12 protein-coding genes are annotated in these 14,395 nt (G+C 71.9%); 5 read left to right on the top strand and 7 right to left on the bottom strand.

What is annotated here, in order from left to right:
* Window positions 1-88 precede the first annotated feature (88 nt).
* The 4 genes from ACFOWE_RS07990 to ACFOWE_RS08005 form a co-directional block, all read right to left on the bottom strand.
* Entirely contained in the window at window positions 89-3,052 is a 2,964-nt protein-coding gene (locus ACFOWE_RS07990) for a UPF0182 family membrane protein (RefSeq protein WP_377286474.1), read from the bottom strand.
* Between the two features lie 261 nt (window positions 3,053-3,313).
* Window positions 3,314-4,360 carry a YlbL family protein gene (locus ACFOWE_RS07995; protein ID WP_377286475.1) on the bottom strand — a complete coding sequence of 349 codons (1,047 nt, stop codon included), beginning with the start codon at window positions 4,358-4,360 and terminating at the stop codon, window positions 3,314-3,316.
* 60 nt (window positions 4,361-4,420) lie between these two features.
* Window positions 4,421-4,846, bottom strand: coding sequence for a molybdenum cofactor biosynthesis protein MoaE (locus ACFOWE_RS08000; RefSeq protein ID WP_377286476.1), 426 nt, complete (start codon window positions 4,844-4,846; stop codon window positions 4,421-4,423).
* A 168-nt stretch (window positions 4,847-5,014) separates the two neighbouring features.
* The gene (locus ACFOWE_RS08005) at window positions 5,015-6,088 is read right to left on the bottom strand and encodes an NAD-dependent epimerase/dehydratase family protein (RefSeq protein ID WP_377286785.1); all 1,074 of its coding nucleotides are present in this window, start codon (window positions 6,086-6,088) and stop codon (window positions 5,015-5,017) included.
* 79 nt (window positions 6,089-6,167) lie between these two features.
* Here ACFOWE_RS08005 and ACFOWE_RS08010 point away from each other — a divergent pair, with 79 nt between their 5' ends.
* The 3 genes from ACFOWE_RS08010 to ACFOWE_RS08020 all read left to right on the top strand — a co-directional run bounded on the left by ACFOWE_RS08010 (window position 6,168) and on the right by ACFOWE_RS08020 (window position 9,139).
* Window positions 6,168-7,472: a zinc-dependent metalloprotease gene (locus ACFOWE_RS08010; protein WP_377286477.1), complete on the top strand. Its 1,305-nt coding sequence runs from the start codon at window positions 6,168-6,170 to the stop codon at window positions 7,470-7,472.
* On the top strand, window positions 7,469-8,050 hold the full coding sequence (locus ACFOWE_RS08015) for an NUDIX hydrolase (protein WP_377286478.1): 582 nt from the start codon (window positions 7,469-7,471) through the stop codon (window positions 8,048-8,050). The genes ACFOWE_RS08010 and ACFOWE_RS08015 overlap by 4 nt, the downstream gene beginning before the upstream one ends.
* A gap of 66 nt (window positions 8,051-8,116) precedes the next feature.
* Window positions 8,117-9,139, top strand: a complete 1,023-nt coding sequence (locus ACFOWE_RS08020) for an endonuclease/exonuclease/phosphatase family protein (protein ID WP_377286480.1) — start codon at window positions 8,117-8,119, stop codon at window positions 9,137-9,139.
* 126 nt (window positions 9,140-9,265) lie between these two features.
* Here ACFOWE_RS08020 and ACFOWE_RS08025 read toward each other — a convergent pair whose 3' ends face one another.
* The 3 genes from ACFOWE_RS08025 to ACFOWE_RS08035 form a co-directional block, all read right to left on the bottom strand.
* On the bottom strand, window positions 9,266-9,886 hold the full coding sequence (locus ACFOWE_RS08025) for a hypothetical protein (RefSeq protein WP_377286481.1): 621 nt from the start codon (window positions 9,884-9,886) through the stop codon (window positions 9,266-9,268).
* Window positions 9,883-10,398 carry a M48 metallopeptidase family protein gene (locus ACFOWE_RS08030; protein WP_377286482.1) on the bottom strand — a complete coding sequence of 172 codons (516 nt, stop codon included), beginning with the start codon at window positions 10,396-10,398 and terminating at the stop codon, window positions 9,883-9,885. The genes ACFOWE_RS08025 and ACFOWE_RS08030 overlap by 4 nt, the downstream gene beginning before the upstream one ends.
* A gap of 141 nt (window positions 10,399-10,539) precedes the next feature.
* Window positions 10,540-11,325, bottom strand: a complete 786-nt coding sequence (locus ACFOWE_RS08035) for an enoyl-CoA hydratase/isomerase family protein (protein ID WP_377286483.1) — start codon at window positions 11,323-11,325, stop codon at window positions 10,540-10,542.
* A gap of 274 nt (window positions 11,326-11,599) precedes the next feature.
* On the opposite strand from ACFOWE_RS08035, the gene ACFOWE_RS08040 reads away from it, so the two are divergent.
* Window positions 11,600-12,700 (top strand): ThiF family adenylyltransferase, encoded by a 1,101-nt coding sequence (locus tag ACFOWE_RS08040; protein ID WP_377286484.1) that lies wholly within the window; start codon window positions 11,600-11,602, stop codon window positions 12,698-12,700.
* Window positions 12,701-12,762: 62 nt separating this feature from the next.
* Window positions 12,763-14,112, top strand: coding sequence for an ABC1 kinase family protein (locus ACFOWE_RS08045; RefSeq protein ID WP_377286485.1), 1,350 nt, complete (start codon window positions 12,763-12,765; stop codon window positions 14,110-14,112).
* Window positions 14,113-14,395 lie beyond the last annotated feature (283 nt).

A 14,395-nucleotide genomic window follows, 5' to 3' on the forward strand; every position in this document is an offset into this window, starting at 1 on the left:
AGCGAGCTACCGAACTGCTCCACCCCGCGTCGGTGTGTCTGAAGACTACCCTGTCGCGGGAGTGGAAGCGAATCGGAGGGCGGCGGCCCTACGACGACGTGGGTGACGGTGTGGCCGTCACCGTCGGAGACGCGGTCGGAGACGCCGTCGGCGACGGCGAAGGACTACCCGTGGGGGTCGGCGTCGCCCCCGGAGCCGGGCCCCCGGTGGGAGCGGTCCCCTCGAGCTTCTTCAGCGCCGCGTCCAGGCGCTTCTGCGCCTCGCCGTAGGCCTGCCAGTCCGGCGGGTTCTTCGCCAGCGCGGCCTGGGCCGCGTCGTAGGCGGACTGCGCCTCGTCGATCGCCTTGGCCAGCTCGGTGGTGGCGGGAGGCGGCTGCTCGGTGCCCTCCTGCGGAGTCTCCGGCTTGTCCTCCCCCGGCTGGGCCGGCATCTGCGTGCCCTCGCCGAAGACCTGCTTCAACGCCTCCTCGAGCGTGCCCGCGAAACCGAACTTGTCCCCGTAGCCCACCAGGACCCGGCGGAGGATCGGGTACGGCTCCTGTCCGGGGCCCGGCGCCGTCTCCACGTAGACCGGCTCGACGTAGACCAGCCCGTCGGCGAACGGCAGGGTCAGCAGGTTGCCGTAGCGGACCTTCGCCCCGCCGATGTTGAGCAGGTTGAGCTCCCCGGAGAACTTGTTCCGGAAGTTGTTCTGCACCTGGCCCGGGCCGGGGATCGTGGTGTTGGACGGCATGCGCAGGATGCGCAGCTTCCCGTAGTTCTCTCCCGGTGTGGCGTCCACCGCCATGAACGCGGCGAGGTTGGGACCTCGACGCGGCACGAACGTCGTGGTCAGCGAGAACGACGGAGCGGCCGCCCCCGGCATCTTGACCGACAGGTAGTACGGCGGCTGCTTGACGTTGCGCTCGTCCGACGACGGGTCGTCGGGGACGTTCCAGAAGTCCTGGCCGCCGTAGAAGGCGTTCGGATCGGTGATGTGGTAGCGGGACAGCACGTCGCGCTGGACCTTGAACAGCGCCTCGGGGTAGCGGACGTGCTGCAGCAGCTGCTGCGACATCTCGGCCTTCGGCTTGAGGACGCCGGGGAACGCCTTGCGCCAGGTCTGCAGGATCGGGTCCTTCTCGTCCCAGGCGTAGAGCCGGACGGTGCCGTCGTAGGCGTCGACCACGGCCTTGACCGAGTTGCGCATGTAGTTGATCTTGTCGCGCGGCTGCTGCACCGCCAGGCGCGGGTCGGTCGCCGTGTCCCGCGTCATCTCCTCCAGGCTCTTGCTCGTGGAGTAGGGGTAGGAGTTGGAGGTGGTGTAGGCGTCGATGATCCACACCACCCGGCCGTCGACGATCGCCGGGTAGGCGTTGTTGTCCAGGCTGAGGAACGGCGCGACCTTGGCGACGCGCTGGGCGGGGTCACGCTCGTACAGGATCTTGGACTTCTCGTTGATGTCGCCCGAGAGCAGCAGGTTGATCTCGCTGTACTTGGCCGCGTAGAGCATCCGGTTGAAGAACGAGCCGACGGGCACGCCGCCCTTGCCGGCGTAGGTGGTGTCCTGCTGGCCGGTGTTGCCGCTGCCGGGGTGGTCGAGCTCCTGGTTCCTCTTGCCGTCGCCGCCCACGATGACGTACGGCGGCGCGGTCGGGGACTCGCCGAAGTAGATCCTCGACTCCTTCAGGCCCGTCCGCTCCGCCAGGGGGCCGGTGACCGGCATGTCCTTGGCGGTGAAGTTGGGCAGGCCCTCGCTGTCGACCTCGTTGCCGGGCGCGGCCACGAAGCCGTAGCCGTGGGTGTAGACGAGGTGCCGGTTGATCCAGTTGTTCTGCTCCGGCGGTGGGCCGGTCAGCTCACGGACCGCCACCACCGTGTCGCGCATGTTGCCCGAGGCGTCCGGGTAGCGGTCGACGTCCAGCGGGTCGTGGAAGTCGTAGAAGCCGCGGATCCGCTGCTTCTGCGCGTAGGTCTCGGAGATCAGGTTCGGGTCGAGCAGCCGCACGCCCGAGATCGAGGTGTCGGCGGTGACGTTGGCCTTGCTCGCGTCGCCCTGCGCCGCGTAGTTGGTGACCTCGGCGTCGTTGACGCCGTACGCCTTCCGGGTCGCCTCGATGTTGCGCTGGATGTAGACCTTCTCGCGCGCCTGCTCGTTCGGCTTGACCTGGAAATTCTGGACCAGGGCCGGGTAGACCCCGCCGATCAGGATGGCGGAGAGCACCAGGAGGCCGAAGGCGACGCCGGGCAGCATGCCGCCGGGCCGTACGATCCCGGCGAAGAACAGCGCGGCGCAGATCAGCGCGATGATCGCCAGGATGGTCTTGGCCGGCAGCACGGCGGTGACGTCGGTGTACGAGGCGCCGTGCACGAAGCCCCGCTCGGAGAAGACCAGGTCGTAGCGGTCGACCCAGTAGGCGACCGCCTTCAGCAGCACGAAGATGCCGAGCAGCACCGACAGGTGCACCCGGGCCGCGCGCGAGGCGTGCAGGCCCGGCGACTGGAGCCGGAACCCCCCGTACAGGTAGTGCACGATCGTGGCCATGACGGCCGAGAGGATCACCGCGGTGAACAGGAAGTTCAGCACCATCCGGATGAACGGAAGGGTGAACATGAAGAACGAGACGTCCATGCCGAACAGCGCGTCGTTCTCGTTGAACGGCGTGGCGTTGACGAACTCCAGCCAGGTCTTCCACTGGCCGGCGAACGACGATCCGGTGAACAGGGCCAGGATCGCCATGCCGACCAGGAAGATCATCTTTCGGTGCGGGTCGAGGGCCATCCGGTAGCGGTCGGCCCCGCTGGCGCCGCCGAACATGCCGGGGCCGAACATCGGCCGCGTCCGGTAGGCCAGCAGCATGTTGCCGCCCACGATGCCGACCATCAGCAGCGTGCCCAGCACGAAGAGCACGATCTGCGTGACCACCACACCGGAGAACACCCCGGTGTAGTCCACCGATTCGTACCAGAGGTAGTCGGTGAAGACACCGGAGAACAGGAAGAAGAACGCCACGATCGCGACGACGGCGATCGCGACGGGAAGCAGCAGTCGAGGCCGGCGGGGCAAGCGCATCGCCCTACCGGCTCCGGGGGTCCGGAAGCTCAAGGCCAACCCCTTGTCGTGAGAGCACGGTCCGTGTCTGGAAACCTACACCGGCGGGGGTTCGGTCGCGTTCAACCGCTCGGCACGGAGCGGACATGGGACCCCCGCGAGTCCGGCGTCAGTACGGCTAACGCACGGGACACCGGATCAGTGCCCCACCGGCCGCATTTGTTGCGTGCTCTCCCGGCTCTCCCCGGTGCCCCAGGCTCCGCCGGACGGTGCCCGGCCGCGTCAGCCCGCCGTGCAGGCGGGGAGGGTGCCCGAGCCGGTCCGCACCGTGTCGAGCGCCCGGACCGCCTCGTGGAGGGTCTCGACCTTGACCAGCGTGAGCCCCTCGGGGACGGCGGCGAGCGCCTCCGTGCAGTTGCCGACCGGGGTGAGGAAGACGGTGGCCCCCGCCTCCCTGGCCCCCACCATCTTCTGCTGGATGCCGCCGATCGCGCCGACCTCGCCGTCGGGGGTGATCGTCCCGGTCCCGGCGACGGATTCGCCTCCGGTCATCGAGCCGGGGGTGAGCTTGTCGATGATGCCGAGGGAGAACATCATCCCGGCGCTCGGGCCGCCGACGTCGCCGACGCTGATGTGCACCTGGAAGGGGAACCTGTAGTCGATCCCCATGGAGATGCCGACGACGGGCGTGCCGTCCCCGGCCGCGGCGGTGGGGACGCTCACGGTCGTCTCCTTGCCGTCCCGCTTGACGACGAAGGCGACCTGCTCTCCGGCTTTGTGCTTGCGGACGGTCTCGGAGACGGTCTCCCGGTCGGTGGCGGGCACCCCGTCCACGGAGACGATCTCGTCGCCCTCCTTGAACCTCCCGTGGGCCGGGAGGTCCTCGTGCGTGGTGGCGACGGTCACGACCGAGGTGTAGGGGATCTTCAGCTCCTTCAGGGCGGCCGCGGTCGCGTCGTCCTGGGAGTTGCTCATCTCCTGGGTGTTCTGCTCCTCGACCTCCTCCGCGGTGGTCGCCGGAGGGAAGATCGTCTCCTCCGGGACGACCGCGATGGTCGGGTCGATCCAGCCCCGCAGCGCGGTGAACAGGTCGATCCTGCTGCCCGGTCCGCCCTGGTAGGCCACCGTGACGAGACTGAGCTTGCCGTCGGCCGGATAGGTCTGACGCCCCTCGATGTTGATCACCGGGGTGCCCTTCACGCTGCCGATGGTGTTCTCGGTCGGTCCGGGGCTCAACACGACGTAGGGCACCGGCAGGAGCGTGCCGACGACGCCCAGCACGAGGGTGAGGAAGCCGGCCACCATGAGGGTCAGCGCACGTCGTGACATGGGACGAAGCCTATGCGGTCCCGGAGAGGGGCCGAGATCGGTGGTGCGGGGGGCGCGGACTCACTCGCAGGCTCCGACCCACTCGGTCGTGCCGTCGGCGAACAGCTGGTTCTTCCAGATCGGGACCTCGTCCTTGAGGTCGTCGATGAGGCGGCGGCAGGCCGCGAACGCCTCCTGCCGGTGGGGGCAGGCCACCGCCACGATGACCGCGATGTCGCCGAGCTCCAGGTCGCCCACCCGGTGCAGCGCGGCCAGCGCGGTGACCGGGAAGTCGGCTGCGACCTTCTCGGCGACCCTGTGCAGGTGCTCCTCGGCGCTCGGGTGCGCCGAGTAGGACAGCCGGGTCACCGGCTTGCCGTGGTCCTGGTCTCGCACCGTCCCCACGAAGAGCGCGGTCCCTCCGGCGGCGTTGTCGCCCACCGCAGCGAACACCTCGTCCAGGGAGAGAGCGCTGTCGCGAATTCCCAGCAGCCGGATGACGTCCACGCCGGAAAGCCTACCTTCCCGGCAAGCAGGACTCCGGGCCCGAGCCGGATCCGGCTCTCCGCTTCTTTCTCTCCGCTCCTTCGTCCCCGGTCTCCCGGGCGTCTCTTCCCGCCCTCCCCCGCGGTTCACGGCTCCCCGGCGGCGTACGCCGGAGAGCCGGGCTCCGGGTCAGGCGCGGCGCTTCTTGCGCGCGACGCGGACGATCGCGGCGGTGCCCAGGACCGCGACGGTCGCGCCGGCGGCGGTGAGCGTGGCGTCCTTGCCGGACAGGCGGCGGCCGACGACCGCGTGCCTGCCCTCCCGCAGTTCCAGCAGCTGCGCGAGGGCCGCCTCGTTGGTCCACTGCGGCTTCCAGCCCGTCTCGCGGAGCGACGCGCAGTCGACCACCCAGGGATAGACGACGTAGTGCAGGTCGGCGGCGGGAGCCGGGGTGATGCCCAGCCGGTGCAGGCGCTGAGCGGTGCCGAAGGTCAGTCCGGCGGGCAGCTCCAGCCGGCGCAGGCCGGACATCTCCTCCACCTGCTCCTGCTCCAGCCACCCCTCCCCGCCCACGGCGACCACACCGGAGACCACGCCGAGCGCGGCCAGCTCCAGCGCGGAGACCAGGTCGTCGATGTGGCAGAACTGCCAGCGCGGGCTGCAGCCCTTCACGGTGAGCAGCCTGGGCGCCTCGAAGTGCCGGGTGACCACGCTGTCGACGTCCGGACCGACCAGCGCCGCGGGGCGGAGCACGGTCACCTCCAGCCCCGGGTGGCTGCGGAGCGAGCGCCGGACCAGCGCCTCGATCTCCAGGTGGTCGCCGACCACACCGGTGTCGGACTCGGCCGCGACGGGGGCGTCCTCCGGCAGGGGCACCTCGTTGTCGGGCGCCGCGCCGTACACCATGGCGCTGGTGACCAGCACGACGCGGCGCACCCGGGCGGCGGCGCTGGCGGTGAGCACCGTCTGCGCCGCGCGCAGGTTGTAGGCGCGCCGCTCCCCGGGGTCGGAGTCGAGGCCGTAGTCGGCCGAGAGGTGGACGAGCACGTCTATGTCGGAGATCCGGTTCGCCAAGAGCGGATCTCGGACATCGATCACCCGCCACGTGACGCCGGGCACGTCGCCGCGTTGCTCGTCGATGGCCACCACTCTGCGGAAATCCGCAGACGAGGCGACCTTCGCGAGGAACGCGCGGCCGATGCCCGAGGCCGCGCCGGTGACGGCGACGACCGGGGTCCGCGGGCGTTTCGAGGTAGGCACCAGGTCCTCACTTTGCACTGATCCGTCGCGCGACGGATAACGTGGCGGATGTGGACTCCTCCATCCTGCACGAGGTAGAGCCGTGACTGACTTCCCAGGTCGGGAAAACGACCCCGACGAGAACCCGTTCGCCATGTTCGGCAACCCGGAGCAGATCGCGGCGGCCATGCGGCAGTTCGCCGACATGCTGTCCGCTCCGCAGGGTTCCGGACCCGTCAACTGGGACATGGCGAAGAACATCGCCCGGCACGCCGTGGCCGCCGAAGGCGACCCGAGCGTCATGGAGGGCGAGCGGCGCCAGATCGTGGACGCCCTGAACCTCGCCGACCTGTGGCTCAACGAGGTCACCGCGCTGCCCAGCGGGGTCGGCCTGCCGCAGGCGTGGAGCAGATCGGAGTGGATCGAGAAGACCGTCCCCGTCTGGCGGCAGCTCTGCGACCCGATCGCCGAGCGCATGGTCGAGACCATGGGCGGCACGCTCGGCGCCGCGGGCCTCCCGGCCGAGGCCCAGGCCATGGCCGGGCCGCTGATGGGCATGATGAAGCAGATGGGCGGGATGATGGTCGGCCAGCAGATCGGCCAGGCCCTCGGCTCACTCGCCCGTGAAGTGGTCGGCTCCACCGACATCGGCCTGCCGCTCTCCGGTGACGCGGCCCTGCTGCCGGGCGGGATCGCCGCCTTCGGCCAGGGGCTGGAGACTCCCACCGAGGAGATCCGCCTGTACCTCGCCCTGCGGGAGGCCGCCCACCACCGGCTCTTCAAGCACGTGCCGTGGCTGCGCGGGCACCTGCTCGGCGCCGTGGAGGAGTACGCCCGGGGCATCACGGTCGACGTCTCCGCGCTGGAGGAGCAGCTGCGCGGTCTCGACCTCAACAACCCCGAGCAGCTCCAGCAGGTCCTCGGCGGCGGCAACCTGCTCAAGCCGGAGGAGACCGAGCGGCAGAAGGCCGCCCTGTCCCGGCTGGAGACGACGCTCGCCCTGGTGGAGGGGTGGGTCGGCACGGTGGTGGACGCCGCCGCCGCGGGCAAGCTGCCGTCGGCGGCCGCCCTGGGCGAGACGGTGCGGCGCCGCCGCGCGACCGGCGGTCCCGCCGAGCAGACCTTCGCCACCCTCGTCGGCCTGGAGCTGCGGCCGCGGCGCCTGCGTGACGCGGCGGTCCTGTGGAAGGCGCTGGAGTCGGACCGGGGGACGGACGGCCGGGACGCGGTCTGGAGCCACCCCGACCTGATGCCCACCGCCGCCGACCTCGACGATCCGGCGCGTTTCGCCCGGGGCGAGCCCGACTTCGACCTGTCGGACCTGGAGGCCTCCCTGCGGGACTCCGGTGACGGCGGCACCGAGGACGGCGGTTCGAAGGACGACGGTTCGAAGGACGACGGCAAGTGAGCCCGCGGGCCGCCGGCCCCGGCCCGGGGGGCGGCGCCCTGCACGCCGACGCCCGGGCCGTGCTCGGTGCGTGGAGCGCGCCGACCGACGCCGAGGAGCTGCTCCGCAAGGAGTTCCTGGAGCACCTGCACACCCACCCGGACGGGATGTACCGCGAGTGCGTACCCGGCCATCTGACGGCCACCACCGCGGTGCTGTCCCACGACGGTGCGCGGGTGCTGCTGACCCTGCACGGCAAGGCGGGGATGTGGCTGCCGATGGGCGGCCACTGCGAGCCCGGTGACCTGACGCTGGCGGAGGTGGCGCTGCGGGAGGCGACCGAGGAGTCCGGGATCCCCGGGCTGCGGCTGCTGCCCGGCCCGCTGGCCCTGGACCGGCACCGGGTCTGGTGCCACCCGCCGTTCAGTCACCATCTGGACGTCGAGTACGGCGCGGTCGCCCCGGCCGAGGCGGAGGCCGTGATCAGCCAGGAGTCTCTGGACCTGCGCTGGTTCCCGGTGGACGGGATCCCCGAGCCGAGCGACGATGCCACCCGCCGTCTGGCGCGGCGGGCCCGTCAGGCGCTGTTCTCCAGCTGATCCGGCCGTTTTACACACGTTTCACGCGGCCTCGGATAACGTCGTCCCCGCACGGGGGGGTGGCAGATGGAGCAGAGCGGCACGGAGGTGGACACCGCGGCCGACGGGAGCGCCGGCGGTGTGCTCGTCGTCCCCGCACGTCGCCGGTGGCGTCCTCCCCGGCGCCTGGCGTGGGCCGCGGTCGTGCCCTTCGCCGTCTGGGCCGTCGCCCGGGTCGCCGGGCTGGAGCGGGGCTCGCTGCCCACGCAGATCATCAGCGCGACGCCGTACGTGGCGGCGGGCTCGCTGGTGCCCGTGCTCACCGGCGTGCTCGCCCGCAGCCGGTCGGCCACCGCGGTCGCGCTGGTCGCCGCGGCCGTACTCGGCTCCAGCGTGCTGCCCAGGGCCGTCGGTTCCGCGGAGCCGACGGCGGGGGCCGGGACGCCGCTGCGGGTGCTGACCGTCAACCTGCTGTTCGGCCAGGCTGACACCGGCGCCGTCATGGACCTGGTCAGGAGGTTGAAGCCGGACGTGCTGAGCACCCAGGAGCTCACCCCGGAGATGGTCGAGCGGCTGGACGCGGCGGGGCTGGCGGAGCTGTTCCCGCACCGGGTGCTCCAGGCCGACTGGGGCGCGAGCGGCAGCGGCCTGTACTCCAGATATCCGATGACCCCGCTGGAGGGGCTGTTCCGGCCGGTCGGGCACAACATGCCCGCCGCCCGGGTCGCTCCGCCCGGCGCCGAGCCCTTCGAGATCGTCGACGTGCACCCGTACGCGCCGATCGGCGAGGAGGTGGACGAGTGGGAGGCCGGTCTGGACTCCCTGCCGCCCGCCTCCTCCGGCACGGTCCGCGTCCTCGCCGGCGACTTCAACGCCAGTCTCGACCACGCGGCGTTCCGGCGCCTGCTGGACCGGGGCTACGCGGACGCGGCGGATCTCACCGGGCAGGGGCTCGTCCCCACCTGGCCCTCCGGCCGGAGGATGCCGCCGGTCATCACCATCGACCACATCCTGGTCGACCGGCGGGTCTCCGTACGGGCGGTCAGCGTGCACACCGTGCCCGGAACCGACCACCGGGCCGTCTTCGCCGACCTGCGCCTGCCGTCCTGAGCCTCCGCGTCCCTCGGGGGCCCGCCCGTCGGGGCCCTCCCCGTTCCCTCCGTAGCGGCGTGGCGTGCCGGGTGGTGCGCCGGGGCGTCCGGCGGGGTGCCGGCGGGATGTCCTGACGCCGCGGCGTCAGGCCGACAGCAGCGCCCGGGTGTTCTCCCAGCCCTCCAGCCCGGGATCGAGCCGGTGGAGGTCGCCGGGGGTGCGCAGGCGGTGCCAGCCGGGACCGGTGGCGACCGTCCGGCGGCCAGGGGCCGCGGCGCGCAGGGCGGCGACCGGGTCGGGGTCGTCGAACCCGGCGCGGGCCCACTCGGGATAGGGCAGGTGGGCGGCGAGCGCCACGGCTCCGCCGCCGGCGGCCGGGCAGACGGCGACCTGCGCCCGGCTCAGCGCGCGGAAGAGCTTGCCGACCAGCAGTGGCGGCAGATCGGGGGCGTCCCCGCTGATCAGAACCGCCTGCCCGCCGTACGGCAGGGCGGCGAACGCCGCCGCCACCAGGGCTCCGCCGGACAGTCCGGGAGGGATCTCGACGACCGGCGTGCCCGGCCAGACGATCTCCTCCATCCCCGGCACGCCGGTGACCAGGACGGGCGTCACGAAGTCGAGCCCGGCGGCCAGTTCGTAGGTGTCCTCGGCGACGGCGGCCAGGAACGCGCCGGGGTCGGCGCCCGGAGGGGCGGCGGCCGCCATGGCGTCCGTGACGAGGACCGCGACCAGCCGGCGCCCCTCGGCCGGCGCCGCTCCGGTCACCACTCCTGCGCGGCGCCGCTGGCCGCCGTGGAGAAGCCCTCCAGGAAACCCCGTGCTCGCTCGGCCCTGGGGTAGCGCTCCACCAGCGTCCAGAACCGGGGGCCGTGGCTCGGCACGAGCAGGTGCACGAGCTCATGCATGATCACGTAGTCGACCACCCAGGCGGGCATGCCCCTCAGCCGGGAGGAGATCCTGATGGTCCCGTGGTCGGGGGTGCACGAGCCCCAGCGGTGCCGCTGGTTCTCCACCCAGCGCACGCTCGACGGGCGTGCGCTGCCGTCGAGATAGCGTGCGGACAGCTCGTTGGCCCGCTCCAGCAGGTCGTCGTCCGAGGGGCGTCTTCGCTGCTCCTTGGCGGCGAGCCGGTCGAGCATCCGGCGCACCCACTGCTCCTCGTCCGTCCTGCTCAGGCCGTCGGGGAGCAGCACGATCGTTTTCTCGCCGTCGCGGTATGCGGAGACGGTCCGCCGACGACGAGAACTTCGACGGACCTCGACTGTCTCGGGGGGCACCTATGCACGGTAGCCGAGAATGGTTAATTCCCACCAGAGGGCAGGGGACGTTCCTGCTGGTCAATCCCCGTTCGTGGATTGTTCAGCGAGAACGGTCGGCTATCTCCGTGACTTATCGAATTAACGTGGATATCAACCGCCTCAGGGGTTCCCGAATCGTGGGGAACGGCCTTCTCGCCGGGCGGTCAGCGCCTCCAGCATGTCACCGGTGGCCATCGTCACCGGCTGGGCCAGCGACTCCCAGCGGAGCGCGGCCTCGAGGTCGGTGTGCCCGCCGCCCGCCAGGGCGGCCTTCGTCAGCCGGGTGGCGACGGGGGCGTTGGACGCGGTCAGCGCCGCGATCCGGAGCACCTCCTCCAGAAGGGACTCGCGAGGGAAGGCCCTGGTGACGAGTCCCGTGGCGGCGGCCTCCGCGCCGAGCACCGTCCGCCCGGTCAGCAGCATCTCCCTGGCCGCGCCGATCCCGGCGGCCCTGGGCAGCAGATAGGTCGCCGCCATGCCGGGGTGCAGGCCGAGAGAGGTGAAGGGAACCGCCAGCTTGGCGTCCTCGGCCGCGTAGACCAGATCGCAGGCGAGGGCGAAGCAGAGCCCCGCCCCGATGGCGGCGCCGTTGACCGCGGCGATGGTCGGCACCTCCAGGTCCGCGATCGACAGCCAGGTCCGGTAGAACCCCAGCATGCGATCACGCAGGGCCGGCACGTCCTCCGCACCCCGTTCGGCCAGCCAGGACAGGTCTCCTCCCGAGGAGAACGCGCCGCCCGCCCCGGTGACGACGACGCACCGCACGTCCTTGTCCCGGCGCAGCCCGGCGATCGTCCGCCGCCACTGCTCGGTCATCCCGTCGGTCATCGAGTTGCGCCGGTCGGGGCGGTTGAGGGTGAGGACCACGACGCCGTCGTCCCGCCGATCGGCCAAGAGCTCGTCCATGCCGGGATCGTAGTGGACGAGGTCCGGGCCGTCCCCGCCGGAGGACCGCCCGCTGCGGGGAACCTCCTACGGCCGGCGAAGCCCCTGCGACCGGGGAACCGCCCGTGCCCGGAGGACTATCCGCAGCCTGCGAGCCGTCCACAGCCAGGACGGCCGGGGCGGAGTTTTCCACAGGTACACGGGAGGGGACGCCGGGAGTTCGCCGGCCCCTGGCACTCTGGCGTTCCGGGTCACCGGTCCCGGTGTCCCGCCACTCTCCCAGGAAGGGCAGCGGATGAGGCCGCGTCTGAAGCCCGCGCTCCGCCGGATCGTCCGTGACGAGCGCACCCTGCAGTTCGGCGTGCATCCCCGGCACGCGGTCGTGCTGACCGATCTCGAGCCCGAGGTCCGTCGCTGGGTCGAGGGCCTCGACGGGGTCCGGGACCTTCCCGGAGTGCTGGCCGGCGCGGCCGAGGCGGGGATCGGCGAGGAGCGCGGCCTGGCCCTGCTCGACCGGCTGGTCGCGCGGGGCGTGGTGGACGACGCGGGAACGTCCCCGGGTCCGCTGCGCGCGCTCACGCTGACCGAGCGCGACCGGCTCCAGCCCGATCTGGACGCGCTCTCCCTGGCCCCCGGCACCGCCGACGGCGGGCTCTCCGTTCTGGAGCGCCGGCGCGGCGCCCAGGTGCGCGTGTACGGCGCGGGCCGGGTGGGCGCGCAGGTCGCCGCGCTGCTCACCGCCTCCGGGGTGGGCAACCTGTGCGTGGTCGATCCGGGGACGGCGCGCCCCCAGGACATGGTTCCGGGAGGGCTCACCCCCGCCGAGGCCGGAATGAGCCGGCAGGAGGGCGCGGTGGCGGCGGCCAGGCGCCTGGCGCCCTCCGCCACCGCGTGGACCGGGCGCGAGGCGGCTCATCTCTCCGACGGGGCCCGCCGCCCGGATCTCGTGGTGCTCGCGCCCGTGCGGCCGCTGGACGGACTGCTGGTGCGGGATCTGGTCGACTGGGGGATCCCGCACCTGCTGGCCACCGCCTTCGAGGGCGCCGGGTCGGTGGGCCCGCTGGTGCTGCCGGGGCGGAGCGCGTGTCTGACCTGCATGGATCTCACCCGGCGCGACCGCGACCCCGGGTGGCCGGTCGTCAGCGCCCGTCTGGGCGGTTTCCCGATGGGCGAGACGGCCTGCGGGACGGTGCTCTCGGCGGCGGTGGCGGCTCTCGCGGCCGGTCACGCCCTTGCCTTCCTCGACGGCGAGGAGTCCGCTGTGACCAACCGCACAGTGGATGTATTGCCTGATTGGAGATGGAAGCAGCGATCCTGGAACGTTCACCCTAAATGTCGTTGCTTCCGAAACGAGTTCGGTTCGCCGACAATGGTCCCGGCGGCTACCTGCCGTTGACAGACACCACCGCGAAGGGAGGGAGCGGCGATCGCTCTACGGGGGGCACGCCGCAAACCAAGGTGAGTGACCTTCCGCGCCGCGCCGTCACGCGCTCCGCCAAGCTGGCGGCTCTTCCCATCGGCTTCGCCGGGCGCACCGCCCTCGGCCTGGGAAAACGTATCGGGGGCAAGTCAGCAGAGATCGTCGCCCAGGAGATCCAGGAACGGACCGCGGAGCAGATCTTCAAGGTCCTCGGCGAGCTCAAGGGCGGAGCCATGAAGCTCGGCCAGGCCCTGTCCATCTTCGAGGCCGCGCTCCCGCCGGAGATCGCCTCCCCCTACCGCGCGACCCTGACCAAGCTGCAGGACGCGGCCCCGCCGCTCCCCGCCGCGACCGTCCACAAGGTCCTCGCCGAACAGCTGGGAGACGACTGGCGGGACAACTTCCAGTCGTTCGATGACAGACCCACCGCGGCCGCCTCCATCGGGCAGGTGCACCGGGCCGTCTGGCACGACGGCCGGGCCGTCGCCGTCAAGATCCAGTACCCGGGGGCCGGCAAGGCGCTGCTCGCCGACTTCACCCAGCTCGCGCGTCTCGGCAAGCTCTTCGGGGTGCTGCTCCCCGGCCTCGACATCAAGTCCGTGCTGGCGGAGCTGCGCGAGCGGATCGTCGAGGAGCTCGACTACCTGCGGGAGGCCGAGGCGCAGCACGCCTTCGCGCAGGAGTTCAAGGACGACCCCGACTTCCTGATCCCCGACGTCGTCGCGGCCAACGAGCAGATCCTGGTCTCGGAGTGGGTGGACGGCCTCCCCCTGTCGCGGATCATCTCCGAGGGCACCAAGGAGGAGCGCGACCGCGCCGGGCTGCAGCTCGTCCGGTTCCTGTTCTGCTCCCCCGCCCGGGTGGGCATGCTCCACGCCGACCCCCACCCCGGCAACTTCCGGATCGTCGAGGACGGCCGGATGTGCGTGCTGGACTTCGGCGCCGTCAACCGGCTGCCCGACGGTTACCCTTCCGTCTTCGGCACGCTGACCCGCATCTTCAACCAGGGCGACATGGAGAGCGTCATCCGGGGCCTCCGCGACGAGGGCTTCATCCTCCCGCACATCGAGGTGGATCCCGAGGCGCTGCGGGCCTTCCTCGCCCCCTACGTCGAGCCGACGGCCGTGGAGGAGTTCACCTTCAGCCGCGAGTGGCTGCAGGCGCAGGCCGCCACGGCCACCGACCTGCGGCCCGGCAACGTGGTACGCCAGCTGAACCTCCCGGTGTCCTACGTCCTCATCCACCGGGTGCACACGGCCGGGATCGGGGTGCTCTGCCAGCTCGGTGCCACCGCGCGCTTCCGCGACGAGGTCGTCCGCTGGGTCCCGGGCTTCTCCGAGGAGGGCCCCTCCGGTGAGGATCCCCGTGAGGACGCCATCGCCAGCTGAGCGTCCGGCGGAGGGACGAGCACGCGGAAAGGGCGGCCCCGGTTAGGCGGGACCGCCCTTTCTCCGTTCACCCGCGCCGTCCCCGGTTCCGGGCGCCGCCTCTCTGCCGGCGGCGCCGTCCCCGATCAGGAGCGGCGTCCTCATCCATCCTCATCCGGCACGCGCCGCCCTCGTCCGGCGGCGCCGTCCCCGATCAGGAGCGGCGTCCTCGGCCGTCCATCGGTCCGCCGTCCCGTCCCCGCCCTCCCGTGCCGGGCCCCGTCGGGCCCGGCGCCCGGGGGCC

It is taken from the genome of Planomonospora corallina (assembly GCF_042650625.1).
GTDB lineage: Bacteria > Actinomycetota > Actinomycetes > Streptosporangiales > Streptosporangiaceae > Planomonospora_B > Planomonospora_B corallina.

Excerpts from the sequence above, each read along its gene's own strand:
- ACFOWE_RS07995 (WP_377286475.1), bottom strand. The coding sequence starts at position 4,360 with ATGTCACGACGTGCGCTGACCCTCATGGTGGCCGGCTTCCTCACCCTC.
- ACFOWE_RS08040 (WP_377286484.1), top strand. The coding sequence starts at position 11,600 with ATGAGGCCGCGTCTGAAGCCCGCGCTCCGCCGGATCGTCCGTGACGAG.
- ACFOWE_RS07990 (WP_377286474.1), bottom strand. The coding sequence starts at position 3,052 with ATGCGCTTGCCCCGCCGGCCTCGACTGCTGCTTCCCGTCGCGATCGCC.
- ACFOWE_RS08020 (WP_377286480.1), top strand. The coding sequence starts at position 8,117 with ATGGAGCAGAGCGGCACGGAGGTGGACACCGCGGCCGACGGGAGCGCC.
- ACFOWE_RS08035 (WP_377286483.1), bottom strand. The coding sequence starts at position 11,325 with ATGGACGAGCTCTTGGCCGATCGGCGGGACGACGGCGTCGTGGTCCTC.